21 protein-coding genes and 1 pseudogene are annotated in these 26,469 nt (G+C 66.8%); 7 read left to right on the top strand and 15 right to left on the bottom strand.

Annotation, left to right across the window (positions count from 1 at the left end; translation table 11 throughout):
* Position 1: 1 nt before the first annotated feature.
* Positions 2–511, bottom strand: coding sequence for a type VI secretion system contractile sheath small subunit (gene tssB / locus EO156_RS16185; protein WP_003489891.1), 510 nt, complete (start codon positions 509–511; stop codon positions 2–4).
* Between the two features lie 313 nt (positions 512–824).
* Here tssB and tagK point away from each other — a divergent pair, with 313 nt between their 5' ends.
* Positions 825–1,496 (top strand): transcriptional regulator TagK, encoded by a 672-nt coding sequence (gene tagK, locus EO156_RS16180; protein WP_016849789.1) that lies wholly within the window; start codon positions 825–827, stop codon positions 1,494–1,496.
* Between the two features lie 96 nt (positions 1,497–1,592).
* Here the strand turns inward: tagK and EO156_RS16175 are convergent, their stop codons facing one another.
* Both EO156_RS16175 and EO156_RS16170 read right to left on the bottom strand, forming a co-directional pair.
* Complete coding sequence (locus tag EO156_RS16175) at positions 1,593–2,039, bottom strand: universal stress protein (RefSeq protein WP_005914614.1); 447 nt, start codon at positions 2,037–2,039, stop codon at positions 1,593–1,595.
* A 257-nt stretch (positions 2,040–2,296) separates the two neighbouring features.
* Entirely contained in the window at positions 2,297–2,875 is a 579-nt protein-coding gene (locus EO156_RS16170; protein ID WP_016849790.1) for a sugar O-acetyltransferase, read from the bottom strand.
* Positions 2,876–3,191: 316 nt separating this feature from the next.
* Between EO156_RS16170 and EO156_RS24175 the strand changes: the two are divergent.
* Positions 3,192–3,391: pseudogene (locus EO156_RS24175) on the top strand (hypothetical protein).
* A 178-nt stretch (positions 3,392–3,569) separates the two neighbouring features.
* On the opposite strand, the gene uvrD reads toward EO156_RS24175, so the two are convergent.
* The 4 genes from uvrD to EO156_RS16145 form a co-directional block, all read right to left on the bottom strand.
* A complete protein-coding gene (gene uvrD, locus EO156_RS16165; protein ID WP_005914611.1) occupies positions 3,570–5,756 on the bottom strand; it encodes a DNA helicase II in 2,187 nt (728 codons plus the stop codon).
* Between the two features lie 239 nt (positions 5,757–5,995).
* Positions 5,996–7,387 carry an FAD/NAD(P)-binding protein gene (locus EO156_RS16160; RefSeq protein WP_016849793.1) on the bottom strand — a complete coding sequence of 464 codons (1,392 nt, stop codon included), beginning with the start codon at positions 7,385–7,387 and terminating at the stop codon, positions 5,996–5,998.
* 256 nt (positions 7,388–7,643) lie between these two features.
* Positions 7,644–9,062: a cardiolipin synthase gene (gene cls, locus EO156_RS16150; protein ID WP_016849795.1), complete on the bottom strand. Its 1,419-nt coding sequence runs from the start codon at positions 9,060–9,062 to the stop codon at positions 7,644–7,646.
* Between the two features lie 16 nt (positions 9,063–9,078).
* A complete protein-coding gene (locus EO156_RS16145; RefSeq protein WP_029829657.1) occupies positions 9,079–10,386 on the bottom strand; it encodes a LysR substrate-binding domain-containing protein in 1,308 nt (435 codons plus the stop codon).
* A gap of 101 nt (positions 10,387–10,487) precedes the next feature.
* On the opposite strand from EO156_RS16145, the gene EO156_RS16140 reads away from it, so the two are divergent.
* The 3 genes from EO156_RS16140 (at position 10,488) to EO156_RS16125 (ending at position 13,458) form a co-directional block, all read left to right on the top strand.
* Positions 10,488–11,159, top strand: a complete 672-nt coding sequence (locus EO156_RS16140) for a 4-carboxy-4-hydroxy-2-oxoadipate aldolase/oxaloacetate decarboxylase (RefSeq protein ID WP_003489876.1) — start codon at positions 10,488–10,490, stop codon at positions 11,157–11,159.
* On the top strand, positions 11,152–12,207 hold the full coding sequence (locus EO156_RS16135) for a 4-oxalomesaconate tautomerase (RefSeq protein ID WP_011052773.1): 1,056 nt from the start codon (positions 11,152–11,154) through the stop codon (positions 12,205–12,207). The genes EO156_RS16140 and EO156_RS16135 overlap by 8 nt, the downstream gene beginning before the upstream one ends.
* Before the next feature lie 228 nt (positions 12,208–12,435).
* Positions 12,436–13,458: an amidohydrolase family protein gene (locus EO156_RS16125; RefSeq protein WP_005914604.1), complete on the top strand. Its 1,023-nt coding sequence runs from the start codon at positions 12,436–12,438 to the stop codon at positions 13,456–13,458.
* 297 nt (positions 13,459–13,755) lie between these two features.
* Here EO156_RS16125 and rpmG read toward each other — a convergent pair whose 3' ends face one another.
* The 3 genes from rpmG to EO156_RS16110 form a co-directional block, all read right to left on the bottom strand.
* Complete coding sequence (gene rpmG / locus EO156_RS16120) at positions 13,756–13,923, bottom strand: 50S ribosomal protein L33 (protein WP_002809462.1); 168 nt, start codon at positions 13,921–13,923, stop codon at positions 13,756–13,758.
* A 13-nt stretch (positions 13,924–13,936) separates the two neighbouring features.
* Positions 13,937–14,173 (bottom strand): 50S ribosomal protein L28, encoded by a 237-nt coding sequence (gene rpmB / locus EO156_RS16115; protein WP_002809459.1) that lies wholly within the window; start codon positions 14,171–14,173, stop codon positions 13,937–13,939.
* A 351-nt stretch (positions 14,174–14,524) separates the two neighbouring features.
* Positions 14,525–17,719, bottom strand: coding sequence for a CusA/CzcA family heavy metal efflux RND transporter (locus tag EO156_RS16110; protein WP_016849665.1), 3,195 nt, complete (start codon positions 17,717–17,719; stop codon positions 14,525–14,527).
* A 134-nt stretch (positions 17,720–17,853) separates the two neighbouring features.
* Here EO156_RS16110 and EO156_RS24170 point away from each other — a divergent pair, with 134 nt between their 5' ends.
* On the top strand, positions 17,854–18,075 hold the full coding sequence (locus EO156_RS24170; protein ID WP_206513889.1) for a hypothetical protein: 222 nt from the start codon (positions 17,854–17,856) through the stop codon (positions 18,073–18,075).
* Between the two features lie 292 nt (positions 18,076–18,367).
* On the opposite strand, the gene EO156_RS16100 is transcribed toward EO156_RS24170, so the two are convergent.
* The 5 genes from EO156_RS16100 to rsmG form a co-directional block, all read right to left on the bottom strand.
* Complete coding sequence (locus EO156_RS16100; RefSeq protein ID WP_016849663.1) at positions 18,368–19,639, bottom strand: efflux RND transporter periplasmic adaptor subunit; 1,272 nt, start codon at positions 19,637–19,639, stop codon at positions 18,368–18,370.
* A 187-nt stretch (positions 19,640–19,826) separates the two neighbouring features.
* The gene (locus EO156_RS16095; RefSeq protein WP_029829659.1) at positions 19,827–21,098 is read right to left on the bottom strand and encodes a TolC family protein; all 1,272 of its coding nucleotides are present in this window, start codon (positions 21,096–21,098) and stop codon (positions 19,827–19,829) included.
* A gap of 55 nt (positions 21,099–21,153) precedes the next feature.
* A complete protein-coding gene (locus EO156_RS16090; RefSeq protein ID WP_011052777.1) occupies positions 21,154–21,537 on the bottom strand; it encodes a DUF2946 family protein in 384 nt (127 codons plus the stop codon).
* Between the two features lie 264 nt (positions 21,538–21,801).
* A complete protein-coding gene (locus EO156_RS16085) occupies positions 21,802–23,619 on the bottom strand; it encodes a DUF885 family protein (RefSeq protein WP_003487710.1) in 1,818 nt (605 codons plus the stop codon).
* 331 nt (positions 23,620–23,950) lie between these two features.
* Entirely contained in the window at positions 23,951–24,589 is a 639-nt protein-coding gene (gene rsmG, locus EO156_RS16080) for a 16S rRNA (guanine(527)-N(7))-methyltransferase RsmG (protein ID WP_003487708.1), read from the bottom strand.
* A 223-nt stretch (positions 24,590–24,812) separates the two neighbouring features.
* On the opposite strand from rsmG, the gene EO156_RS16075 reads away from it, so the two are divergent.
* Entirely contained in the window at positions 24,813–26,441 is a 1,629-nt protein-coding gene (locus EO156_RS16075; RefSeq protein WP_029829662.1) for an alkaline phosphatase D family protein, read from the top strand.
* The last annotated feature ends 28 nt before the right edge of the window (positions 26,442–26,469 follow it).

Raw genomic sequence — 26,469 nt, 5'->3', positions numbered from 1 at the left:
CTCAGGTTCCTTCCGGTTCGGACGCGGGCTTGGCGGCCGACACCAGCGACTGCAGCAACGCCGGATCGCGGATGGCGTTGGCGATCAGCTGCTCTGCACCGGCCTTGCCGTCCATGTAGGTGTCCAGGTTGGCCAACTGCGTGCGCGCTTCCAGCAATTTGGCCAACGGCGCAACCTTGCGCGCGATGGCGGCCGGCGAAAAGTCGTCCATGCTTTCGAAGGTGATATCCACCGCCAGCTCGCCTTCGCCGGTGAGCGTGTTGGGCACCTTGAATTGCGCGCGCGGGCGCATCGACTGCAGACGGCTGTCGAAGTTGTCGACGTCGATCTCCAGTGCCTTGCGCTCATCCAGCGAGGGCAGCTCACCGGCGTTGGCGCCGGACAGATCCGACATCACCCCCATCACGAACGGAATCTGCACCTTCTTCTGCGCGCCGTAGACCTCCACGTCGTATTCGATCTGCACCCGTGGCGCCCGATTGCGGGCGATGAACTTCTGACTGCTGGCCATGCCTGATCTCCGATTGAGCTTGCCCGTTGCGCCAGCGTGCGGTGCACGTGCGCTGCGATGTGGCTTGGATGTCGCCGGCCCAGCCGAATGCCTGCAGCCTGCGTGCGACGCCGCTGCCGCGGGCTAGCCCGCAACCGCCGCGCACCACGCGGACCGAAGCGGCAGGCCGTGCGATGACGCTTTCTCAGCGCTGCGGCGAGGATAGGAATGCGCCTGTGGGCTCACCCGACAAATCGTCTCAATCGCCGCGATCGTGCAGACGCAGGCGCGGATGCGTGATCCAGCGCGTACTTTGTGAAAGAGGCGTGATGGGTTGGCGCTGCTTTTCTCGGTTGACCAGGGGACAGGCCCCGGGGAGTGGGCCGCAGGCAGCATCCGCATGAGCAGCAGCAGTCATTACAGCGCCATCGTTCCACGCGTATCCACGGCCGCGGAGGCGCACACGCCGCTGATGATCGATCTGCTGGCCTATATCGAGCAGCACATCGGCGAAGCGGAGCTGGGTACCGAGTCGTTGCAGCAAGCGTTCGCGTTATCGCGTGCATCGCTGTACCGCTTGTTTCAGTCGCGTGGAGGCGTGGCCAGCTATATCCGCGAACAGCGGCTAAGCACAGCGCACCGCTACCTGCAGGCCTACCCGGACTGCAGCCTGACCTGGTTGCTCTACGAAATGGGCTTTGCGTCCGAGCGCCAGTTTCAGCGTGCGTTTCAGCAGCGCTTCGGCATGCCGCCCATGCAGTGGCGTCGCCAGTGCCGCGCAGCACCGCATCTTCCTGCGCCACGGCGTGGTCACTACGTGCCGATGTGGCGCTTCATGCGCGAACTGAGTCAGCACGTACAACCCGAGTACGCGTCCACCCGCGGCGGCGCGGCCACGCCCACGCACGGCTCTCCGCTGGTGCATACCGAAGCACTGCGCCGGCTCGCCCGACCGGCACCGCGCTTTGCGGCACAACCGGAGCCGATGGAGAGCGAAGCACTTTGAGTTGCGTGGGAGCGCACCTGGGCGCGACGTGGATTACCTGGACGCCACAGCGCGCCCGGATACGCGCCTAGGCGAGACAAGGCAGTGGTCTCGGCATCAGCGAATGACCAGTACCGGAATCGCACTGTGGGTCAGCACTTCCACCGTCTGGCTGCCGAGCAGCATGCGCTGCATGCCGCGGCGGCCGTGCGAGGTCATGATGATCAGATCGCTCTTGCAGTCCTTGGCGGTCTGCACGATGCCCTCGGCCGCGAAGCGATCCAGCACATGCCGCGGCGTGGCCTTGATGTTGGCAGCGGCGGCCAACTCCAACGCCGGACGCAGGATCTTTTCAGCGGTCGCTTCGCGCTCGGCGCGGTATTCCGGGCTGGCCTCGTAGCCCACGCTCCAGCCCATTGCGTCGTACATGCCCATCGCCCACGGCTCGGACACGGTGACGATATCCACTTTGGCACCGGTCGCCTTGGCCAGCTCCAGGCCTTGAAACAGGCCGCGATGCGAGAGCTCGGATGCATCGATGGCGATCAGGATTCGTTTGTACATGATGACCTCCCGGATGGACCGGCAGCCTCGCCGGCGACTTGAGATTGACAGCACTCCGCAACGCAGACCTTGAGATGGATCAATCTTGCAGGTGACGGACTGTAGCGCTCGAAGCGGCTCAGCTGGTTGACGAGCGACCATCCCCGGCGCCAGTAACGCGTTCGATACTGCCCTGTTCGCGTATGCGCTGCATCGCACCGGCCGCGTCCGCCTGGCAGCTGCGCGATCGCTTTTGTAGCGGCTCTTCTTCGTTGCGTTCAGTCGGTGGGCGGCTCATCGGCAAGCCGGGGTGCGCGCACGCGCGCCGGATTGCCCACGGCGATCGCACCGGCCGGCACATCGCGCGTGACCACCGCACCGGCACCGATTACCGCATCGTCGCCGATGCTGACGCCCGGCAGGATGATCGCCCCGCCCCCAATCCACACATTGCGCCCGACGCGGATTGGCCGTCCGAACTCCAGTCCGCTGGCACGTCCGGCGGCATCGCGCGGATGGTCGGCAGCGTAGAACTGCACCGCTGGCCCCACCTGCGTGCCATCGCCGATGTACACCTGGCAGATATCCAGGATCACGCAATTGAAGTTGAGGAACACACCCGCGCCCAGATGGATGTTGTAGCCGTAATCGCAATGAAACGGCGGACGGATCACCGCATTCGCGCCCACTTCGGCGAGCCGCTCGACCAGCAATGCATGCCGCTGTGTGGATGGCTGCGCGCCAGTGGCGTTGTAGCGCTCCATCCACACCGCAGCTGCCGCCTGATCGGCCTGCAGCTGCGCATCGGCGGCGTTGTAGAGTTCGCCTGCCAGCATTTTCTGTTTTTCGGTCTGCATGCCGCCGGGTACCTATGCAATGAACTGCTGACAGGGTGGCATGGATGTAGCGCGGTATGCATCGAGCGATGCACCAATGGCCCCGATTGCCGGCTCAAAGTGGCTTAGGGAACCTCGCGATCTGGCCATGAGCTAAAGCTGCTGGCGCGCTCACCACCGGGGTGGAAGCGCCCAATGGAGATTTCGAGCACCGGCCTTGCCCGCGTGCGGCTATCTGGCCATTCCATTGCTTGCCGCATCCGTTGCAAGGCCGCGGCGCCAGCATCGATACTCCTGACCGTGCCCTTCCGGCACGACCACGGTCAAGGATGACGTCATGACACGATGTGTAGCCGCTTGCGTTGCGTTGTTGCTATGGGCATGCCTGAGCACCCCTGCGAGTGCGACTTCGTCGCTCTCGTTCGAAGGCGGCGCGACACGCGCGTGCCGCCCTTTACCCTGGTCGTGCTCGCGAACAGGTCGACACTGAGCGTGAACGGCAAGCAGATCAACGCAAGCTTCGGCTGGGAAATGTAAGCGCGCAACAGAGCAGCGCAGGCCACGCCTCATCCATCGATCATCTGTCGCAGATGATCACGCGATCTCGCTCGACGTGAGGTGCAGCAGCGGCCGGTTCCGCTTGCTGCATGCACAGTGCAACCGCACTACGCCCTGCTGCTGAAGAAAACGTAATCGCAGACGAGTGCAAACCTGACTAGACCACAGTCAGATTGGCGTAGGCCATCACCAGCCACTTGGCGCCGACCTCGTCGAACTGCACCTGCACGCGCGCATGCGCGCCAGCGCCTTCGTAATCGACGACCACGCCGCCGCCGAACTTGGGGTGTTCGACGTTGGCGCCGAGCTTGATCGGTGCCGTTTCCACGATGCCATGCACCGGGCCGCCGCGCGCCGCGCCCAGCGATGCGGTGCGCGAAACCTGCACCTTCGGGCGCACTTCGTTGAGCAGGTCGCGCGGAATCTCACGCAGGAAGCGCGAGGGCACGTTGTAATTGTCCTGGCCGTGGATACGGCGCGATTCGGCGTAGCACAGCACCAGCTTCTGCCGCGCGCGGGTGATGCCCACGTACGCCAGGCGACGCTCTTCTTCCAGCCGCCCGCTCTCTTCCAGCGAGCGCGCACTCGGAAACAGGCCGTCTTCCAGGCCGACCAGGAACACAATCGGAAATTCCAGGCCCTTGGCCGAATGCAGCGTCATCAGCTGCACACCTTCTTCGCCAGCCTGCGCCTGGCCTTCGCCGGCCTCCAGCGAGGCGTAAGCCAGGAAGGCGACCAGCTCGGTCATGCCCTGGCTGTCTTCATCGTCCGGGCGGGTGAAGCGCGAGGCGACCGACACCAGTTCGTCCAGGTTCTCGGTACGCGATTCCGAATCCAGCCCGCCGCGGCTTTCCTTGGCCCAATGCTCGCGCAGGCCCGAGCGCATCAGCACATGGTCGATGCGTTCGGCCAGTTCCATCTCGCCGGTTTCGGCATGCAGCTGGCCGATCAGGCTGAGGAAGGTGGCCAGGGCATTGCGTGCGCGCGCGGCCAGCGTGTTCTGCTGCGTGCACAGCATCGCCGCTTCCCACAACGACAGCGCACTGGCACGTGCCAGCCGGCGCACCTCATCCAGCGTCCGGTCGCCAATGCCGCGCGTGGGCGTGTTGACCGCGCGTTCGAACGCAGCGTCGTCGCTGCGATTGGTCAGCAGGCGCAAGTAAGCCAACGCGTCCTTGATTTCGGCACGTTCGAAGAAGCGCATGCCGCCATACACGCGGTACGGCAACTGCTCGGAAATCAGCGCTTCTTCCAGCGCGCGCGATTGCGCGTTGCTGCGGTAGAGCACCGCCACTTCGCCATAACTGCCGCCGTCGCGCACCCACTGCCGTGCACGCTCGACCACATAGCGCGCTTCGTCCACTTCGTTGTAGGCCGCATACAGATCGATCGGGTCGCCATTGCCTGAATCGGTCCACAGCTGTTTGCCGATACGGTCCGGGTTGTGCGCAATCACCGCATTGGCAGCGCCCAGAATATTCGCGCTGGAACGGTAGTTCTGCTCCAGCCGCACGGTCTGCGCACCGGGGAAATCCTTCAGAAAGCGCTGGACGTTTTCGACCTTGGCGCCGCGCCAGCCGTAGATGGCCTGGTCGTCGTCGCCGACCACGAACACATTGCCCGATTCGCCGGCCAGCACGCGCACGAAGGCGTACTGGATGGCGTTGGTGTCCTGGAACTCGTCCACCAGAATCTCGCGGAAGCGCGCGCGGTAATGCGCCAGCAATGCCGGCGTGTCGCGCAGCAACTCATGCGCGCGCAGCAGCAACTCGGCGAAATCCAGCAGCCCGGAGCGGTCGCAGCGTTCCTGGTAGGCCGCATACACCTGCCGGCGCACCTCGGTCCAATCGTCGTTGGGCTCGGGCTGGATATGCTGCGGACGGCGGCCCTCATCCTTCTGCTCGTTGATCCACCAGCTCATCTGCTTGGGAGGATACTTGCTCTCGTCCAGCTCCAGCGCCTGCACCACGCGCTTGACGAGCCGCAGCTGGTCGTCGCTGTCCATGACCTGGAAGCCTTCCGGCAGCCGCGCATCCTGCCAATGCAGACGCAACAGGCGATGTGCCAGCCCGTGAAATGTACCGATCCACATCCCGCGGCTGCCATTGCGCAGCTGCAGGTCGGTACGGTGACGCATTTCGCCGGCGGCCTTGTTGGTGAAGGTCACCGCGAAGATGCCGTGGTTGGGCACGCCCTGGACTTCATTGAGCCAGGCGATGCGATGGATCAGCACGCGCGTCTTGCCGGAGCCGGCGCCGGCCAGCACGAGGTAGTGCCCCGGCGGCGCAGAAACGGCCTCGCGCTGGGCGGGGTTTAAATGATCGAGTAAATGAGAGACATCCACCGGCACATTTTACCGGTTGTGGCGTCGTTGCGGCTGAGATTGCGATGAAGCGGTTGGGTAAGCCCCTCTCCCATCGGCAGAGGGGTTGGAGTGAGGGTACGGGGCGAAGCAGTCGGTGCATCACTTCCGAAGGCGCGTGGCGGCGCGTTTGTCACTGCAGGCACTGGCACATGCCTGAGGCTCCCTCATCCGGCGCGAGGCGCCCCCTTCTCCCGGGGGAGAAGGGAACAATGGGCCCCTCACCGCCCCAGCAATGCCAACACATCCCGCGCAATCGCCGCTGCCTGCTCACGCAACTCCGGCACTGCCAGGCTCTCCCACAGCGACCCGATCCGCAGGCTGCCTATCACCCGCAACCGCGGATTGGCGTGCCCCTCGGCATCGATCAGACAGCCATCGGCAGCGGTATCCACCCCGATCCCATGCGACCCGGCCACCGCAATGCCCTGTCCCAGCAGCTGCTGCAGCAGCGGGTTGCGCATCGCCTGCACGCGCATTTCCACGCCGGTGGCGTTGACCAGCGTCTGCACATCCAGCTGCAAGGCATGCCCAGCACTCGCGCCGGCACTGAGCCGCACGCAGGCGCCTGCCTGGAACGCCACATCCAGCCGCGCGCGATGCAGCTGCAACTGTCCGCGCGCGCGCATCGCCTGCAGTTGCGCATGCACCGGCGCGGCGATGCGGTGACGATGCACATCCCAATAGCGCACCACGTGGCGCAGGAAGCGGCGTTGGTCGGCAACCGACAGCGTTTGCCACAAGACCTGATTCAGCGGGCGCACACGCTCCATCACGCCCTGCCAGGACAGGCCTTGCGCCATCGCCACCCGCGCATGCTGCCGCAAGCTGCGCATGCGCGCACGCAGCGACAGCGCCAGCAACGGCTGCGGATCGAAGTCCGCCGCAACGCAGTGCGCCTGCGGCAACGGCAGCAGCCCATGCCGCGACACCACGTGCACCGCCCCGCGATGCGCCTGCGCGGCCAACGTCACCACCGTGTCGGCCATGCTCAGTCCCGAGCCGACGACGCACACCGCCGCGTCCTGCGGCAACGCGGCGACCGCCTCGGTATCCCAGGCTTCCAGCCGCTGGGTTGCCGACAGGCCGGTGGCTCCGCGCAGCGGCAACGGCCGCAACGCATTGCCCACCGCCAGCACCACGCTGGTGGCGTGCAGGGTCTGGCCATCGTCGAGCTGCAACAGCGCGCCATCGGCATCGGCGTGCAGCGTCTGCACGCGGGCGCTGTGCACGGTGAGCGTCGCCGGGCTCTGCACACGCGCGGTCTGCAGGCGATCGCGCAGGTAGGGCGCGTAGTGCCGGCGCCCCACGAAAGCCTGCGGCAGCCGTGCGTCTTCCAGCTCCGGGCAGCAGGCGTGCGCACGCAGATAATCGACGAAATCCTGCGGTGCCTCCACCAACGCACTCATCCGCGCGGCGGGCACATTGAGCAGATGTTCCGGCCGCGCGGTGGAGTAGGCCACGCCCTCGCCCAGCACCGCGTGCGGCTCGATCACCACGATCTGCACCGGCGCCACGGCCTGACGCAACAGCTGCAGCGCCACCAGCACCCCAGATGCGCCACCGCCAACGATGGCGATCACTGCATCGCCGGGATCACGCAATTCATTCATCCGGCAATTGTAGGCGATGCGTCGCGTCGCACCGGTGACAGCGGCCATGCCGCCGCGATGGCCGGGATAGCCCCGCGTACGCGCGCCGGCGCGACGCAGCCGTCCAACAAAGCGGTCACCGGACGCGTCCATTCGAGCGCGGGCGCGTTTGCATGCAGCGCGATCTTGCCGCCCCAGACGCGCCCCACTTCACCTCCCACCGCAGGCATCGCGCTGCGCCACAACGGGCACTGCGCGCGCATGGACCGCGCACGCCCTACATCAACGCATCGGCCAGCCGCGCAATGCCCTCGCGACTGCGGCGCCAGGCCGGGCGGCGACGCCACTGTTCCAACGTCAGTTGCCGCGCGTTGGCCAGATAGTCCTGCTCGATCTCGCGCAACCGCTGCACCACGCCATTGTCGTAGCAGAGCATGCCGATCTCGGCGTTGAGCGCGAACGAGCGGATGTCCAGATTGATCGAGCCCACCAGCGCGATGTCTTCATCCATGCTCAGGTGCTTGGCATGCAGAAAGTGCGGGCGATACAGCGCAATCTTCACCCCGCAACGCAGCAGCTCTTCGAAATAGGCCTCCTGCGCCCACGCGGCCAAGCGTTGGTTGTTGTGCTCGGACAGGATCAACTGCACATCCACTCCCGAGACTGCGGCGATGCGCAATGCGCTCAGCAAGGCTTCGTCGGGCACGAAGTACGGCGTGACCAGCACCACCTTGCGCCGCGCCAGATGGATCACCGCATTGATCGCATCGCGCGCATTTTCGAACGGATACGCCGGCCCGCTGGGCAGCAATTGCGTGGCGATATTGGCCTCGCACACCGGTGCATCGGGCCACACGTCCAGCCGCTCTCCGGTTTCGGTGAACCAGTCGCTGGCGAAGACCGCTTCCAGATGATTGACCACCGGCCCGCGCACGCGTGCCACCAACTCGCGATTGGGCACGCCATCAATGAAGCCGGCCTCGGCCAGATTCTGCGAACCGACAAACGCCACGCGGTTGTCGAGCACCGCAATCTTGCGATGGTTGCGCAGATCCATGCGGCCGCTGCGACGCCAGCGCAGGCCGCCCGGCAATACCGCCAGCACCTGCACGCCACCGTCCTGCAGGCGCTTGCGGTAGCGACGCAGGCCGCGCTTGGCGCCCACCGCATCCAGCAGCACGCGACAACGCACGCCCCGCGCGCTGGCGCGTTCCAGCGCCACGACCACCGCCTCGCCCACCGCATCGTCGAACATCAGGTAGTACAGCAAGTGCACACGTTTGTCGGCCGCGTCGATCGCCGCGATCAGGGCCTGCAACGACTGCGCATAGTCGTCGAGCAATTCCACCGCGTTGCCCAGCGTGGGCATGAAATCGCCTTCGCGTTCGATCAACGGCACCACTTCGGCACTGCTGGTGTCTGCCTGGGGCATCCAGCGCAACGCATGCAAGGGCAGTTGTTGTTCGCGAATCACCTGAGAGGCGGTGGCTTGCCGCTCCACCCGCAGCCGCGACAACCACGGGTGGCCGAACAACAGATACAGCGGCAGGCCGACCACCGGTACGAAGCCGATCAGCAGCAGCCAGCTGCGCGCCGCACCCGGCGTGGTGCGGGCGGGAATCCAGAGCAGCGCGGCCAGGCGGATCGCCCAGTCCAGTGCCAGCAGCCAAGTGCCTGTGACCCAATCGGGCAGCATCAGTGGTCCGTCTTCATCAGGAACCCGATTCTGACTTGGCCGCGCGTAAACGCAACGGCGGCTGCGCACAGGCAGCGGGGCAATAGCGAAACGGCCCGCCCTGGGCATCGGCAGGCTGCACGCGTTCGGCGCAGACCTGCCGCAACGTCTGCACGAAGGCCGACTGCATCCGGGTGGGATACCAGTCGCTGCGCGTGGTCATGCCGATCTGCCGGCGCAGCAGCGGCCCGGCGCTGCCGATCTCCTCCAGCAGGCCGGCGCGGCGCTCGAACAGGAACTGGTCGCGCGACATCAAGGTCAACCAGTCGCCCTCCAGCAGCAGGCCACGCACGGTCAGTTCGGCGCCGCATTCGATGCGCACCGGCGGCGGCTCCAGCTGGTGGTCGCCGAACAGCTGCTCCCAGCGCGCGCGCACCGGCGTGCCGGCGGCGGCGATCACCCAGGGATAATCGCGCAGTTGCGCAAACGCGTAGCCCTGCCCGGCCAAGGGGTGGCCGCTACGCGCCACGATCACCGGTTCGTCGTCGAACAGCGGCTCCTGCAGCACATCGCGTACCGGCAACGGGTCGCGCAGCGCACCGATCAACAGATCCAGGCCACCCTCGCGCAGATGCGCCAGCAATTGCTCGTACGGGCCCTCCACCACCTGGACGCTGGCGCCCGGGTGCGCATGCGCAAACCGCGCCAGCACCTGCGGCAACAGAATCGCGCGCGCCAGCGGCATCACCCCCAGGGTGAGGCGGCCGGCGTGCTGCGAACGCAATGCGGCCACCTCGTCCAGACCGGCGCGCAACTCGGCCAGCGCCAGCCGCACCTGCCGCAACAGCCGCAGCGCCACCGGCGTGGGCTGCATGGTCTTGCCGCGGCGTACCGTCAGCGGCACTTCGATCACATCGGCCAGCGCTTGCACCGCGCGATAGATCGCCGGCTGCGAAACGCCGGCGCGCACCGCCGCCAACGCGTAACTGCCTGCCACATCCACAGCCACCAGGGCCTGCAGCTGGCCCAGCGACACCCGCCGCTCCAGGCCAGCGCGCGCCGGCAGGCGCAGCGCGCGACGCGCGACCCCGATCCCCCGGCCCAGATGCGCCAGCGCCCGCTCGATACGCGGCACCAGCAACCCGGCAGCCTCGGTGGCCGACATGCCGCCTGGGTGCCGGTCGAACAGGCGCACGCCCAGTTGCTGCTCCAATCGCGCCACGGCCTGGGTCAGGGCCGGCTGCGACAAATTCACCCGCGGCGCCGCCGCGCTGACGCTTCCGGCCTGGTGCACCACGACCAGCGCGTAAAGGTGACGCAGATTCGGTTCCGGGCTCGGCTGCATGCTCTAACTATAAGCAAAACCAATATGCATACCTCAAATGAATCTTGAGCCAGCTCGCTCTGCCCGGCCAGACTCGGCGTACTCTTAACGAGGATGGATGGATGAGCCAGGTCGTTACCCGGATCGAGCGTACGCCGTTGGCCATCGTCGACGGGCTGGCGCAGGCCGGCGTGGCGACCGTGCACGAAGCGCAGGCCCGCAGCGGCCTGCTGCACCATCGGCTACGTCCCATCTACACCGGCTGCCGCATCGCCGGCACCGCGGTCACCGTGTCGATTCCGCCCGGCGACAACTGGATGATGCATGTAGCCATCGAGCAACTGCATGCAGGCGATGTGCTGGTGGTCGCGCCAACCAGCGACTGTTGCGACGGCTACTTCGGCGACCTGCTGGCCACCTCGGCGCAGGCGCGCGGATGTCGCGGCCTGATCATCGATGCCGGCGTGCGCGATGTGCGCGATCTCACCGCCATGCAGTTCCCTGCCTGGAGCCGCGCCATCTGCGCGCAGGGCACCATCAAGGAGACGCTCGGCTCGGTCAACGTGCCGCTGGTGTGCGCCGGGCAACTGATCCAGCCCGGCGATGTGGTGGTGGCCGACGACGATGGCGTCTGCGTGGTGCCGCGTGCCACCGCTGTCGATGTGCTGACCGAAGCGCAGGCGCGCGAGGCACGCGAACTGCTCAAGCGCGAACGTCTGGCACGCGGCGAACTGGGCCTGGACATCTATGCGATGCGCGAACGTTTGGCCGCCAAAGGCCTGCGTTATGTCTGAGCGCGTGCGCGCGATGTGGATGCGCGGCGGCACCTCCAAGGGTGGATTCTTTCTGGCCGACGAGTTGCCCGCCGACACCGCCGCGCGCGACGCGTTTTTACTGCGCGCCTACGGCTCGCCGGATGCGCGCCAGATCGACGGCATGGGCGGCGCGGACCCGCTGACTTCCAAGGTCGCCGTGGTATCGCGCTCCACGCATGCCGATGCCGACGTGGACTATCTGTTCCTGCAGGTGGCGGTAGAACATGCGCAGGTCAGCGATGCCCAGAACTGCGGCAACATGCTGGCCGGCGTTGCCCCGTTCGCGCTGGAACGCGGCTTGCTGCCCACACGCAATGGCCAGACCCAGGTGCGCATCTTCATGCGTAACACCGGCACCCTGGCCACCGCCACCGTGCAGACGCCCGATGGCCAGGTGCGTTACGACGGCGATGCCCGCATCGACGGCGTCCCCGGCACGGCCGCGCCGATCGCGCTGGCATTCGCCGATATCGCCGGTGCTTCGTGCGGCGCGCTGCTGCCGAGCGGGCATGCGGTGGACACGCTCGACGGTGTGCAGGTCACGCTGATCGACAACGGCATGCCCTGCGTGGTGCTACGCGCCAGCGATGTCGGCATCAGCGGTTACGAAGACCGCGCCACGCTCGACGCCGATGCTGCGCTACGGGCGCGCCTGGAAACGCTGCGTCTGCAGGCAGGTCCGTTGATGCAGCTCGGCGATGTGCGCGACGCCACGGTGCCGAAAATGATGCTGGTCGCCGCCCCGCGCGCCGGTGGTGCGATCAGCGCGCGCTCGTTCATCCCGCACCGCTGCCATGCCTCCATTGGCGTGCTGGGTGCGGTCACCGTCGCTACCGCCTGTCTGTTGCCCGGCTCGCCCGCACACGCGCTGGCGCAGGTGCCCGGCGGGCGCAGCCAGCGGCTGGACGTCGAACACCCCAGCGGCGCAAGCAGCTGCCTGATCGATCTCGATGCGCAGGGCGCCGTGGTCGGTGCCGCGGTGGTGCGCACCGCGCGCAAATTGTTCGATGGTGAGCTGTATGGCTGAGTATTCCGCTGCGTCGCCAAGCTGCGGCAACCGCCATCGCAGCGGCACGTGCGCGTGTGTGCCGTTCGAGCAAGCCATTGCTACGCAGTGCGCCGCGATCCGCGCCCATCTGCACATCGGGACCACCACATCCGCCGCGACCTGCAGCGTCCGTGCACCCGGCCGCCCCACCTTGCGCACAGGCAATCGCTGGCGCGCCGCTTCCGCTGCAACACACACACCATCGCCATGATCATCGACTGCCACGGCCACTACACCACCGCACCCGCCGCGCACGATGCGTTCCGCAAGGCGCAGATTGCGCATTACAACGATGCGCACGCACCTGTGCCGGTGTATCCGTATATCTGCGACGATGCGCTGCGCGAAAGTGTCGAGCTGCACCAACTGCGCCTGCTGCGCGAGCGCGGTGCCGACATGACGATTTTTTCGCCACGCGCCAGCACCATGGCGCATCACATCGGCGACGAAGCGGTGAGCCAGGTGTGGACGCGCCATTGCAACGACCTGATCGCACGCGTGGTACAGCTGTATCCACAGACCTTCATCGGCGTATGCCAGTTGCCGCAGTCGCCGGGCGTGCCGATCGCGCACGCGATCGCCGAACTGGAACGCTGCGTCAACGAACTGGGATTCGTCGGCTGCAATCTCAATCCCGACCCGTCCGGCGGGCACTGGAATGGTGTGCCGCTGACCGACCGCGCCTGGTATCCCTTCTTCGAAAAAATGGTTGAACTCGACGTCCCGGCGATGGTGCATGTCTCCGGCAGTTGCAATGCCAATTTCCATGCCACCGGCGCGCATTACCTCAATGCCGATACCACGGCCTTCATGCAGTTTCTCGAAGGCGATTTATTCACCGATTTTCCGCAGCTGCGCTTCATCATTCCGCACGGCGGCGGTGCCGTGCCGTATCACTGGGGCCGTTTCCGCGGCCTGGCCGACATGCTGGGCAAGCCTGCGCTGTCTACGCACGTGATGCGCAATGTGTTCTTCGACACCTGTGTGTATCACCAGCCCGGTATCGACCTGTTGTTCGAGGTGATCGACATCGACAACATCCTTTTTGGCTCGGAAATGGTGGGCGCAGTGCGCGGCATCGATCCGCAAACCGGCCACTACTTCGACGACACCAAACGCTACATCGATGCGCTGGCGATTTCCGACGCCGACAAGCGCAAGGTATTCGAAGGCAATGCGCGGCGGGTGTACCCACGGCTGGATGCGCAATTGCGTGCGCGTGGGCTGTGATCCCCTTCTCCCTCCGGGAGAAGGTGCCCGTAGGGCGGATGAGGGTACGGGCGAAGCCTCGTGCACTCAGAATAATTGCGTAGGCTTCGCCCCGTACCCTCACCCCAACCCCTCTCCCGAGGGGAGAGGGGCTTTGTCACGCACCTTTGTCTCTCTTGGGCTTGGCTGGCAACCCGATAGTGGAAATCACACTGCCATCGGCGCCTACACGCATCAAGACCATTCCCCAACCCCACAAACGCAAACACCCGCCTTGCGGCGGGTGTTTGCTTGGATGCAGATCGCGTAATCGGTGGATTACTTGATCTTGCCTTCCTTGTACATCACGTGCTTACGCACGACCGGGTCGTACTTCATCATTTCCATCTTCCCCGGCGTGTTCTTCTTGTTCTTGTCCGTGGTGTAGAAGTGGCCGGTAGCGGCCGAGGAAATCATACGAATCTTGTCACGCTTGCCTTTTGCCATGACTGCTTACTCCTCAGACCTTTTCGCCGCGCGCACGCAGCTCTTTCAGAACGGCATCGATGCCGTTCTTGTCGATGGTGCGCAGTGCATGCGCGGAAACACGGAGCTTCACCCAGCGGTTTTCGCTGGCAACCCAGAAGCGACGCTCGTGCAGGTTGGGCAGGAAGCGGCGACGGGTTCTGTTGTTTGCGTGGGAGACGTTGTTACCCGTCTGCACACGCTTGCCGGAGACTTGGCATACGCGGGACATTACGCACCTCGATAAATGAATTGCCACCCATAGCCTGGGGAGCGGCGGCCCCGACAGCGCCAGGGCTGTCACGCAACGTTGGGAATCAAGAACTTACGCTGGAACAGGCCGGCAACCCCATTGCGCTGGGTACCGCCATCCGGAGCGATCCGGGCACAGCGAGCCGCGCATTATGCACGGCTTTCCTATGTGCCGCAAGCACTTAGCGGACCCAGGACCGGGCCGGGCCACGCATCGGACCCAAGCCTGCCTGGTCGCGGACGATTGCAGGTCTGGCTCACTGCCTGATCGCCCGACCATCCGCATGGCGGCGTACACGGCCAACCACGCCGTGCACCCGCGTGACGCCCGCTACTCAGGCGCTCCACGCTCCCGACGGGGCGCCCGCTGCCGATGCAACCAGCGATACAGCACCGGCAACACCAGCAGGGTGAGCAGGGTGGAGGAGACGATGCCGCCGATCACCACCGTGGCGAGCGGGCGCTGCACTTCGGCACCGGCACCGACGTTGAAGGCCATCGGCACAAAGCCCAGCGCGGCCACCAGGGCGGTCATCAGCACCGGTCGCAACCGCGCCAGCGCGCCTTCGCGCAATGCCCGCTCCAGCGGCATGCCGTCAGCGCGCAGGCTGCGCACGAGGGCGATCATCACCAGGCCGTTGAGCACCGCCACGCCCGACAACGCAATAAAGCCTACGCCGGCGGAAATCGACAAGGCCAGCCCGCGCAGGGCCAAGGCCAGCACGCCGCCGGTCAGCGCCAGCGGCACGCCGCTGAACACCACCAGCGCATCGCGCAGCGAGCCGAAGGACCAATACAGCAGCGCGAAGATCAACACCAAGGTGCCCGGCACCACCCAGGCCAGGCGCTGGCTGGCGGAGATCAGCTGCTCGAAGGTGCCGCCGTAGCCGATCCAGTACCCGGTGGGCAGCTTGACCTGCGTCTGCACGCGCTGCCGCACCTCGGCCACGAAGCTCCCCAGATCGCGATCGCGCACGTTCGCGGTGATCACGATGCGGCGCTTGCCGTCTTCGCGGTTGATCTGGTTGGGCCCCAGCACGGTGTCGATCTTGGCGACCTCGCGCAGCGGCACGGTGATCGGCTCGCCACTGCGCCAGCCTGCCGCGCGGCTGGACTCGTCCGCATCGGCACGCTCGCCATCGCCACGCAGCGGGATCGGCAGATCGGCCAGCGCAGTGGGGTCCTGGCGCAGAGATTCCGGCAGGCGCACCACGATGTCGAAGCGCCGGTCGCCTTCGAACAATTGTCCGGCCTCCTGTCCGCCCACTGCCGCGGCCACGGTGTCCTGCACCACACCGGGATTGAGCCCGTAGCCGGCCAGCGCGGCGCGATCGGGTACCACCGCCAGCATCGGCAGGCCGGTGGCCTGTTCCAGGCTCACATCGGCCGCGCCCGGCACCGCGCTGGCGATTTCCTGCACGCGCTGCCCGAGCCTGACCAGCGTGTCCAGATCGTCGCCGTACACCTTGATCGCCACATCCGCACGCACGCCGGAAATCAGCTCGTTCATGCGCATCTGGATCGGCTGGGTGAACTCGTAATTGTTTCCCGGCAACTGCTTCACCGCCTCCTCGATTTCGGCCAGCAACTGCGCCTTGCGCTTGCGCGGATCCGGCCACTGCGCGCGCGGATGCATGATCAGGAACGTGTCGGCGACCGATGGCGGCATCGGGTCGGTGGCCACTTCGGCAGTACCGAGCTTGCCGAACACATGCGCCACCTCCGGAAACTGCTTGATGCGCTTTTCCAGCGTGGATTGCATGGTGATGGCCTGTTCCAGGCTGGTGCCGGGAATGCGCAAGGCATGCAGCGCAACATCGCCTTCGTCCAGGTTGGGGATGAACTCGCTCCCCAGACGCGTGGCCAGTACCGCGCACAGCGCCACCGTCGCAAGCGCTGCAATGCCCACCCAGCGGCTGTGCCGAAGCGCCCGATCGAGCAATGGCGCATAGACGCCGCGCGCCCAGCGCATCGCGCGGTTTTCGTGCTCGGCCACCTTGCCGCCGAGCAGCAACGCAATCGCTGCGGGCACGAAGGTCAGCGACAGCAGCATCGCGCCGGTCAGTGCCAGCACCACGGTGATCGCCATCGGGTGGAACATCTTGCCTTCGATACCGGTGAGCGCGAACACCGGCAGATACACCGCAGTGATGATGCCCAGGCCGAACAGGCTGGGGCGGATCACCTCGGCAGTGGCTTCGGCAGTGAGCTCGAAACGCTCGTCGCGTTCGAGTACGCGCCCGAGCCGACGTTGCGCGTCGCCAAAGCGGCGCAGGCAGTTCTCCACGATGATCACCGCGCCATCGACGATCAAACCGAAATCCAGCGCGCCAAGACTCATCAGATTGCCGGACACGCCACCACGCACCATGCCGGTGAGCGTGAACAGCATCGCCAACGGAATCACAGCAGCCGTGATCAACGCTGCGCGCACATTGCCCAGCAACAGGAACAACACCACGATCACCAGCAACGCGCCTTCGATCAGGTTCTTGGCGACGGTGACGATGGTCCGGTCCACCAACGCGGTGCGGTCGTACACCGGCACCGCCTGCACACCCGCCGGCAAGCTGGCGTTGGCCACTTCCAGCCGCTGCGCAGCGGCCTGCGCCACGGTACGACTATTGGCGCCGACGAGCATGAAGACCGTGCCGAGCACCACTTCGCTCCCGTCCTGGGTGGCGGCACCGGTGCGCAACTCGCGTCCCTCGCCAACCTGCGCCACATCGCGCACGCGGATCGGCACGCCGGCGCGCCGATCCAGCACAACCGCGCCGATCTGCGCGATGTCGTCCACCTGCCCCGGCACCCGCACCAGAAACTGTTGGCCGTTACGTTCGATATAGCCGGCGCCGATGTTGCGGTTGTTGGACTCGACCGCTCGGGCAACGTCGTCCAGGGTAAATCCCAACGCGACCAGGTGCGCCGGATCGGGCGTGATATGGATCTGCCGCGCATACCCGCCGATGGTGTTGACCTCGGTGACGCCCGGCACGTTGCGTAGCTGCGGGCGCACCACCCAATCCTGCAAGGTGCGCAGATCGGTCGCAGTCCATGCACTGCCATCGGGCTTGCGCGCATTCGGCTTGGCCTCGACCGTGTACATGAAGATCTCGCCCAGGCCGGTAGCGATCGGTCCCAGCTGCGGCTCCAGATCGGCGGGCAATTGCGACTTGACCTGCTGCAGACGTTCGGCCACCTGTTGCCGCGCGAAATACAGATCGGTGCCATCGGCGAAGACCGCGGTGACCTGCGACAAGCCATAGCGCGACAGCGAGCGCGTGGATTCCAGACCCGGCAAGCCCGCCAGCACCGTCTCCAACGGAAACGTTATCCTCTGCTCGGATTCCAGCGGCGAATAGCCCGGCGCTGCGGTATTGACCTGCACCTGGACGTTGGTGATGTCGGGTGTTGCATCGATCGGCAAGCGCGAAAAACTCCACGCCCCGATCGCAATCAGCACGCCCGTCAACGCCAGCATCAACCATCGCTGCGCGATCGCAAACCGGATGATGTTGGTCAGCATGGCACGCCCCTCCGTGCACACCCGGCACCGCACCGCGCCGGTCGGTGCCCTCGCCCTGCCCCCGACCGAGCGCGCCGCCTCCCTACCGCGCAGCCGCGCAACACGCCAAAGAAGCCACCACCCACGCACCAGCGTTGCTGTTGCTGTTGCTGTTGCTGTTGCTGTTGCTGTTGCTGTTGCTGTTGCTGTTGCTGTTGCTGTTGCTGTTGCTGTTGCTGTTGCTGTTGCTGTTGATGTTGATGTTGCTGTTGATGTTGATGTTGATGATGTTGGCTTTCGGGGCCCCATACCGCAGCGGCAAGGCCGGCAGAGACAACCCGCAGGGCGGCGCGCATGGATGCGCGAGGTTTTTGTAAGGGACATGGACGTCCCTTACAAAAATTTCTGCCGGACTTGCGCACCCGCAGCGCCGCAGGCGCGGAGGGCGCGAGGACGGGGTGTGCTTTCTTTTTGGTTACTTTTTCTTTGCACAAGCAAAGAAAAAGTGACTCGTGCCCGACAGGGCGCGAAAGCCTTTGCTCTAGCCCGACAGGGTTCAAAGGCCTTTGCTCTAGGTCGGAAGGGCGCGAACACCTTGAACGTGGCACATCCCCCTGCACCAAACAAACGCCCCCACTTAACGACGCAATGCCGCCCACCCCAACGCGCTCAATGATCATGCGAAGCCCCCGACTTTTCGATATCGGCCTTCACCAGGTAACTCTGCTCCACCACCACCGCATCACCTGCCACCAGGCCCGATACCACTTCCACCTGCTGCGCATCGCGCGCGCCCAGCTTTACCGGGCGCACTTCGTAGACATCGCCCACCCGCACAAACACCACATCCCAGTCGCGGAACCGCTGCAACGCACCCACTGGCACCACCATCGCCGCCGGTTGCTGCGCCACCGTGACCCGCGCCTTCACCGCAGATCCCGGCCGCCACAACCCATCGCTGTTGCGCAACACTGCGCGCGCCACGGTGCTCTGGCTCGCCGTAGCGGTGCCAGGCAACACCCGCTCCAAGGCGGTCTGCGCCACCACACCATCGCTGATACGCGTGACCGCCACCGGTGCGCCGGCGGTGATATGCCCGGCGTCGGCGCCGAAGATGTGCAGATCCACCCACAAGGTGGACAGGTCGGCGATTTCGAACAGTGCCTGACCTTCGCCTGCGTTGCTGCCGAGGCTGGCATTGCGGGCAAGCACGACGCCGCTGATCGGTGCGCTCACCGAATAGGTGGTCAGGCTCAGATTGCTCTCCACCGTGGCCAGCACCTGACCGGCACGCACCCGGTCGCCCACGTTGACGCGCAGGCTGCGTACCGGCCCGGGAAAACGCGCGGTCGCCTGCGCTTGCGCGCCTTCTGCCGGCGTCAGTAGCCCCTGCACTTCGTGCTGGTCGGCAATGCTGCCGGCGCCGACGGCGGCCACACGAATGCCTGCGTCCTGCGCGACCTTCGCCGCGATGGTGGTGCGTCCCTCGTAGCTGGGATAGCGCCAGCGATGGGCCTTGCCCTGCACGGTGGCACGCACTTCCACATCGAACGAATGCGGCTCGACGACCGTGCTGTCGGCCAGCAGGCTGCCGTCGTCGCGCGGCCGCAATTGGTGCACTTCATTGATGCCGCCGAGCCGCTTCAGATGCACCTCCACCTTGCCGGCGGTGGCCGGCAACGGTTTGCCATTGCGGTACAGCCAGGCCTGGTACGTAGGCGGCGTGCCTTCTTCGGCGATGGCCAGCTCCACGCTGTCGCCGTCCTGGCTAAGCAACCGCCCGCCGTGCGTGCCGGTCTGGGCTTCATCACCGTGCGCATCGGCGCCCGCCTCGCCTTCGGCGGCACGCCCGGTGCGGTCATCGTGCGCGGCGTCGCTGTTGCGGCCGCAGCCGCCGAGCGCCAGCGCCAGGAGCAGCGGCGCAATCATGAAACGTGTCATCGACGGTGGTCCTGGTTGGCGCCGACGCGTTGGGTCGGGCGAACGAATGGAGGTGGCTGCATCGAAGGCGCGCCTGGCGTGGGTATTGCTTGGCGAGCACTGGGCGCGGATGCGGATGCGGATGCGGATGCGGCAGATTCAAGCGGGCACGTGCACACGGCACGACAACGCAATACGGAAACCGCGTTCATGGCGTCACCTGCGCAGCAGGATCGCGTACGAACGGCTGCCCGGTCAGGCGCTGGATTTCGATCAACGCGGTCTGCGCTTCCGACGCAGCAGCCAGTTGCTGCCGACGTGCCTCGCTGCGTTGCGCCTGCAGCTGCGCCCAGTCCAGATAACTGGTGGCGCCAGCACGATAGGCGCGCTCGGCGGCGGTATCGGCGCGTGCGAGCGCGGGCAGTACATCCTCGCGCATGCGCGTCACTTCCAGCTGCGCAGCGCGGTAGCGGCCATGCGCATCGGCCAGGGTTGCGTAGAGCACCAACGCCTGCGATTGGCGTTCGATATCCAGCAACGCCAGCTCGGCTTCGGCAGCGCGAATCTCCGGTTGCGCGCGTGCAGCGCTACCCAATGGCAGCCAGACGCTGCCGAGCAACGCAGTGGCGTCATTGCCTTCGAGCCGGCGCACGCCCACCTGCCAGTCCAGATCCGGGCGCGCCTGGCTGCGCGCCAGCCGCACACGGGCTTCGCGCACGCGCTGCTCGCCGTTCAAGCGCGCCAGTTCCGGCGTGGCATCGAGCAGTTGTGCCAGCACCTCGAACTCGGGAATCGCCGGCAGCTGCAACGGGTCGCCGGTGATCGCGCCGAACTGCGGCGTGCGCTCGCCCCACAGCACGGCCAACTGGCGGCGTGCCGCGTGCAGTTCCTGCTGGGCGCGGTCGCGTTCGAGTTCTGCGCGCGCCTGCAGCGCCTGGGCGGTCAGCAGCACCGATTCGGGCGATGCGCCGGCCTGCAGCCGTTGGCGCGCAGCGCTGACGGTGCGCTGGCGCTGGATCAGCAGTTCCAGCGCCGCCGCGTGCCGCTGCGCGGCCATGCCGATGGCCAGGTAACGCCGCGCCACCTCGGCCAAGACGTCGAGCCGGGCCAGGGCGCGTTGCGGTGCCAGCGCATCGAGACGCGCTTGCGCCAGGGTGCGGCGCGCGTCGAGCTTGCCGCCGCGTTCCAGCACGCCGGCCAGGGTGACGGTGAGTTCGGCCTGGTCCAGCGCGTGGGTGGGACCGGTGCCGAAGACGTTTTCCAGTTCGGCGCCGACGCGCAACGGCGGACGCAGCGCGTCGCGCTCGGCTTCGGCGGTGAGGGCTGCGCGTTGGCCATCGGCCAGGCGCACATCGGGGTGCTGGCGGGCGACGCGCGCAATGGCGTCGTCCAGCGTCAGCGCGGGTTTGGGCGGCAGGTCCTGCGCCTTGGCGCACGGCACCACCGCGAAGACGGCAAGCGCCGTCAGTCGCAACCACATGAGGGTGTCTCCGGAATCGGGATCGATGGACAGGCCGGCAGCTGCCGGCGATGCATCAGGCCGCGATCGGAGGACGCAATCCGGTCTCGCTCAGATGCGAGCGGTAGGCGGTGGTCAGCACGGGCGGCTGCCCGTGCGTGCGCGCAGGCAACGGACCCCAGGCCAACGCCGGCAGCATGGCCGGGCTGTGCCCGTGGCAGTAGCCGCTGTGCATCAAGGCATGCAGCAAACCCGCACCGTCGCGCTCGCCGGCATCGCCTTCGTCGGCGCCGTCATGGCCATGCGGTGCGGTGTCGTCCAGGTGCGCCTGGTCGTGCGCCAGCGTATGCACATCGCCCAGTGCGCAGGCGACCGGTGCGACCAGTACGCCCATGACCAGCACCAGCAACGCCATCAGGCGCAGCAAGGGAGGCAATCGACGGGCGCGGCGGAGCAGCATGGGCGCAGCGTATAGAGGCCGGGGGAGTTACACAATCGCATGCACGGTCTGGCGCGCAGCATCGTAGAGCGGAACTGGCCGCGACGCCGTCCGGGTCAGCGCGATGGCACTCTGCCTACATCCTGGTTGTTCGCAGACAGCGACCGGGCAGGCGAAAAGCGGCCGACGATGACCTGGAACTGGGATCGAGGCCAGAACGGCGCCAGGAGCGGGACGGCAGCGCGGCCGGGTCCGCTCCTACAGGGAGCGGACCGTTGGCCAGGGTCAGGGCGCGGCGGCGCTGGGCTTGTTGGACGTTGCCGGGCGCGCCTTGCTTTCGGCGATGAAGGCGCGCACCTGCTGCTCCAGCACCGGCAGGGTGACCGAGCCCTGGCGCAGCACCACATCGTGGAAGGCCTTGATGTCGAAGCGGTCACCCAGCTCCTTTTCTGCCTCGGCGCGCAGCTTGACGATGGTGATCTCGCCCAGCTTGTAGCTCAGCGCCTGGCCGGGCCAGGAGATGTAGCGGTCCACTTCGGTGGTGACTTCGTGCTCGCTGAGCGCGGTGCGGTCGCGCAGATAGGCCAGCGCCTGCTCGCGGCTCCAGCCGTCATGGTGCACCCCGGTGTCGATCACCAACCGGCAGGCGCGCCACATCTCGTAGGTGAGCCGGCCGAATTCTTCGTATGGGGTTTCGTAGATGCCCATCTCCTGGCCGAGCTTTTCGGTGTACAGCGCCCAACCTTCGCCGTAGGCGGAAATGTAGTTCTCGCGCCGGAACGCCGGTTGCTCGCCCTGCTCCAGCGCCAGCGACCCCTGCAGCGAGTGACCGGGCGAGGACTCGTGCAGGGTCAGCGCCGGCAGGTTGTACAGCGGCCGCGACGGCAGGTTGTAGGTGTTGACCCAGTAGGTGGTGGCACCGCCGCGGCCGGCGGTCCAGAACGGGGCGATATCGTCGGGCACCGGCTTGATGGTGAAGCGCCCGCGCGGCAGCGTGCCGATGAACTTGCCCACCTGCCCGTCCACGCGCTTGGAAATCCATGCGGCGCGATCGAGCAACTCCTGCGGAGTCTTGGCGTAGAACTGCGGGTCGGTGCGCAGGAAGGCCAGGAACTGCGCGAAGCTGCCCTTGAAACCCACCTGCTGGATGATGGCGTTCATCTGGGTCTGGATGCGCGCCACTTCGTCCAGGCCGATCTGGTGGATCTGCTCGGGCGTCAGTTCCAGCGTGGTGTATTCGCGGATCTGCTGGCGATAGAACGCCTTGCCGTCGGGCAATGCTTCGGCCGCCAGCGTGGTGCGTGCCTTGGGCATGTAGTCGTTGCGGAAGAACGTCAGCAGCTTGCTGTACGCCGGAAGGACGGCGGTGCGCAACGCGGCCTTGGCCTGTTCGCGCAGTTGCGCCTGCTCGGCCGCCGGGATCTGCGCAGGCAGTTGCTTGAACGGCGCGTAGAAGGTCGATTCGGTGGGGTCTTTGACATCGGCCACGGTGGCGATGGAGACATCGCGCCCGTCGAGCACGGCACGCGGCACGCTGAATCCGCGTGCCAGGCCGGCGCGCATGTTGACCGTCTGCTGCTCGAAATAGCGCGGTACATCGTTCAGGCGCGCGATGTAGGCGCGGTACTCGGCCGCGGTCTTCATCGGCCGCTGCGCCATGAAACCCAGATTCGACCAGAACGAGCTATCCGAATTGAACGGCATTTCGTACAGGCGCAGACGCACTTCGGCCGCCAGGTTCTCCACCTGCGGGCGGTAGATGGCGAAGTTGATCTGGTTGGCGGGCGAGAGCTGCTTGGGGTCGATGCCGTCGAGCTGCTTGAGTACGCCGTCCCACACGGCCAGACGCGCCTGCTGCGCGGTTGCGCTGACATCGGGCAGATGGGTGTTGTCGCCGGTGGTGTCGCTGTCTTCGTCGGCCTGGCCGGTCTCGGCCTGGCGCCAGGCCCACTCTTTCTCGTAGATGGCGCGGAAGCGCGCGTCGGCCGTTGCCTCGGCGGTGAGCGTGGCCGGGGCGGGTGGGGTGGCGGCCTGCGCCGAGGTGGCGGCAAAGCCTGCGCCCAGCAGGGCGAGCGAGAGTGCGGCGGCGAGCGGAGAGGTCACGTGCGGAAAGCCTGATCTGGAGCGAACGCTCGATCATGGCAGCCGCCGGCCGCGCTGCCATGGGCCGGAAGTCCCAACACGGGCTGGTGCAGGGGCATGGCCGGAGTGTCGGTGCTGCCCCCATCCGCCCTGCGGGCACCTTCCCCCGCAGGCGGGGGAAGTGACTTGGTGTGCTCGTCGAGGCAGGGGTTGGTGTGCTTGTCGAGCGCGGGGGAAGGGGCTGGTGTGCTTATCCAGCGAAGGCAGGCGCTGAGCTTGTCGGGAGCGCTGCTCGCTCCCTCTCCCGCCCGCGGGAGAGGGTTGGGGTGAGGGCGCTTCGAGAACGAACGGCTCAGCCCTTACGCACCACCACCAGATGCCGCTCGCCCTCCAGGCCGGGCACCTGCAACGGGTGCACCTCGCCCACGGTCCAGCCGGCCGGCAATGCGGCGATTTCCTCGTGCGGGTACACACCCTTCATCGCCAACAAACTGCCGCCCGGCCGCAGCAGGTGGCCGCCGACGGCGATGATGCCGGCCAACGTGTCCAGCGCGCGCGCGGTGAGGTGGTCGTAGGCGGCCGGCTCGGCCAGCGCTTCGGCACGGGATTCGGCCACGCGCGCGTTGCCCAGCTCCAGATGGCGCAAGGCCTCGCGCATGAAGCGCGCCTTCTTGCCGTTGCTTTCCACCAGCGTCACCTGCAGCTGCGGGCGGGTGATGGCGAGCGGGATGCCGGGCAGGCCCGGGCCGGTGCCCAGGTCGGCCAGGGCGCCGCTGGCGATGTAGGGCTGCATGGCCAACGAATCGAGCAGATGGCGGGTGACCATCTCGCGCGGGTCGCGCACGGCGGTCAGGTTGTAGGTCTTGTTCCAGCGCACCAGCAAGGCCAGGTAGCGCAGCAGCGGTGCGGCGAAGGCCGCATCCAGGGATTGGGCCTGCAGGCCGCGCTCGAGCGCGGCGGAGACATCGGGGGCGAGTGCGGCATCGTTCATGGCGCGATTATCGCAGCTGGGCTGGCGGGCATGCGCGGACCGATCTCGGCATCGCGGCTGGAGATGGCGTGGTTGCCTCCGCAGGCCGTTCCCCTGCCACGTACTGTCCGTCCGCGCCGTGGCTACCTGTGCTGAACCACCCACAGTGACGCTGCAACACGCGACACAAAACGGACATGTCCTGGCCACAGCATGGTCGTGTCTGCTTGCCTGCCGTTTGTCCATGCCCGTGATCGACCCGCCTGCCGCCTCACCCCTGCCTGATTGCGCTGCCACGCTTGTGCCACCGGATCCGAGCCGGCGGCGCATCCTCATCGCCGGCGCCAGCCTGGCTGCGGCGGGGCTGCTGAGCCCGTTCGCACGCGCCAGCGGCAGTGCCGATCCCTTCACGCTGGGCGTGGCGGCCGGCGACCCGTTGGCCGATGGCTTTGTGATCTGGACGCGGCTGGCACCCCGCCCGCTGGACCCGGACGGACGCGGCGGCCTGCGCGCAGCGGTGCCGGTGCGCTGGCAGGTGGCCAGCGACCCGCAGATGCGCACCGTCGTGCGCCAGGGCGAGACCATCGCCAGCCCCGTCTGGGGCCACGCAGTGCACGTGGAGCTCACCGGTTTGATGGCCGATCGCCCCTACTGGTACTGCTTTCAGGCCCTGGGTGCACGCAGCCCGATCGGCAGCGCGCGCACCCTGCCGGCAGCGCATCAGACGCCGGACGCAGCGCGGTTCGGGTTTGTTTCCTGCTCGCACTGGGAACTGGGGTATTTCAGCGCCTACCGCCACCTCGCCGCCGAGCAGCCGGACCTGGTGTTCTTCCTGGGCGATTACATCTACGAGTACAGCAACCACGGCGAGGCGACGAACAAGATCGTGCGCCCGCACGGCAGCGGCGAATGCCTGGATCTGGCCGGCTACCGCAATCGCTATGCGCTGTACCGCACCGACCCGGACCTGCAGGCGCTGCATGCCGGCAGCGCCTGCGCGGCGACCTGGGACGATCACGAGGTACAGAACGATTACGCCAATCGCTGGTCGCAGGACCCGTCGATTCCGGTCGATACCTTTCTGGCCCGGCGCGCTGCCGCCTACCGCGCCTTCTACGAACATTTCCCGCTGCGTGCGCGGCATCGCCCGCACGGCGCGGACATGCGCATCTACCGCTCGTTCGATTACGGCCAGCTGGCGCGTTTCTACGTGCTCGATGGCCGCCAGTACCGCAGCGAGCAACCCTGCCCGCAGGCCAATGGCTGGCGCGGCGGCCATGTGGTGGCCGACAGTTGCCGCGAGCGCACCGACCCGCGGCGCACCATGCTCGGCTGGGAACAGGAGCGCTGGCTGCATGGCGGCTTCGCGCAGTCGCCCGCCCGCTGGAACGTGATTGCGCAGGATCTGCTGGTGGCACCGATGCGACAGGCGGGGCGCGACGGCGTGGTCGGGCACTGGACCGACGGTTGGGACGGCTACCCGGCCACGCGCGAACGCATGCTCGATGCGATTGCGAAGACGCGCCTGCGCAACCCGGTGTTCTGGGGCGGCGACATCCACTCGTACTGGGTCACCGACCTGAAGGCCGATCCGGCCGACGACGCGTCGGCAACGCTGGCCACCGAATTCGTCGGCACTTCGATCACCTCCGACGGCCAGAGCAACGACGAACTGCATGCGACCATGGCAGCCAACCCGCATGTGCATTACGTGGACGGGCAAACGCGCGGCTATGTGTCGGTGACGCTCACGCCGGGCCGGATGGAAACGCGGCTGCAGGGCATCTCCGATCGGCGCGACCGCAACGCCACGGTGTCGACCACCAAGCGCTTCGTGGTGGAGGACGGCAGGCCCGGCGCAGTGGAGGCGTGATCCATTGCGGCAGCGGCGGACGCACTGC

It is taken from the genome of Xanthomonas sp. DAR33341 (assembly GCF_003992815.1).
GTDB classification, from domain to species: domain Bacteria; phylum Pseudomonadota; class Gammaproteobacteria; order Xanthomonadales; family Xanthomonadaceae; genus Xanthomonas; species Xanthomonas cissicola.
This window is presented reverse-complemented; position numbering and strand designations above follow the sequence as displayed.

Coding starts and splice junctions, on each gene's coding strand:
- tssB (WP_003489891.1), bottom strand. CDS start 511: ATGGCCAGCAGTCAGAAGTTCATCGCCCGCAATCGGGCGCCACGGGTG.
- EO156_RS16175 (WP_005914614.1), bottom strand. CDS start 2,039: ATGTACAAACGAATCCTGATCGCCATCGATGCATCCGAGCTCTCGCAT.
- EO156_RS16170 (WP_016849790.1), bottom strand. CDS start 2,875: ATGCAGACCGAAAAACAGAAAATGCTGGCAGGCGAACTCTACAACGCC.
- EO156_RS16160 (WP_016849793.1), bottom strand. CDS start 7,387: ATGAATGAATTGCGTGATCCCGGCGATGCAGTGATCGCCATCGTTGGC.
- cls (WP_016849795.1), bottom strand. CDS start 9,062: ATGCTGCCCGATTGGGTCACAGGCACTTGGCTGCTGGCACTGGACTGG.
- EO156_RS16145 (WP_029829657.1), bottom strand. CDS start 10,386: ATGCAGCCGAGCCCGGAACCGAATCTGCGTCACCTTTACGCGCTGGTC.
- EO156_RS16140 (WP_003489876.1), top strand. CDS start 10,488: ATGAGCCAGGTCGTTACCCGGATCGAGCGTACGCCGTTGGCCATCGTC.
- EO156_RS16135 (WP_011052773.1), top strand. CDS start 11,152: ATGTCTGAGCGCGTGCGCGCGATGTGGATGCGCGGCGGCACCTCCAAG.
- EO156_RS16125 (WP_005914604.1), top strand. CDS start 12,436: ATGATCATCGACTGCCACGGCCACTACACCACCGCACCCGCCGCGCAC.
- rpmG (WP_002809462.1), bottom strand. CDS start 13,923: ATGGCAAAAGGCAAGCGTGACAAGATTCGTATGATTTCCTCGGCCGCT.
- rpmB (WP_002809459.1), bottom strand. CDS start 14,173: ATGTCCCGCGTATGCCAAGTCTCCGGCAAGCGTGTGCAGACGGGTAAC.
- EO156_RS16110 (WP_016849665.1), bottom strand. CDS start 17,719: ATGCTGACCAACATCATCCGGTTTGCGATCGCGCAGCGATGGTTGATG.
- EO156_RS16100 (WP_016849663.1), bottom strand. CDS start 19,639: ATGACACGTTTCATGATTGCGCCGCTGCTCCTGGCGCTGGCGCTCGGC.
- EO156_RS16095 (WP_029829659.1), bottom strand. CDS start 21,098: ATGTGGTTGCGACTGACGGCGCTTGCCGTCTTCGCGGTGGTGCCGTGC.
- EO156_RS16090 (WP_011052777.1), bottom strand. CDS start 21,537: ATGCTGCTCCGCCGCGCCCGTCGATTGCCTCCCTTGCTGCGCCTGATG.
- rsmG (WP_003487708.1), bottom strand. CDS start 24,589: ATGAACGATGCCGCACTCGCCCCCGATGTCTCCGCCGCGCTCGAGCGC.
- EO156_RS16075 (WP_029829662.1), top strand. CDS start 24,813: ATGCCCGTGATCGACCCGCCTGCCGCCTCACCCCTGCCTGATTGCGCT.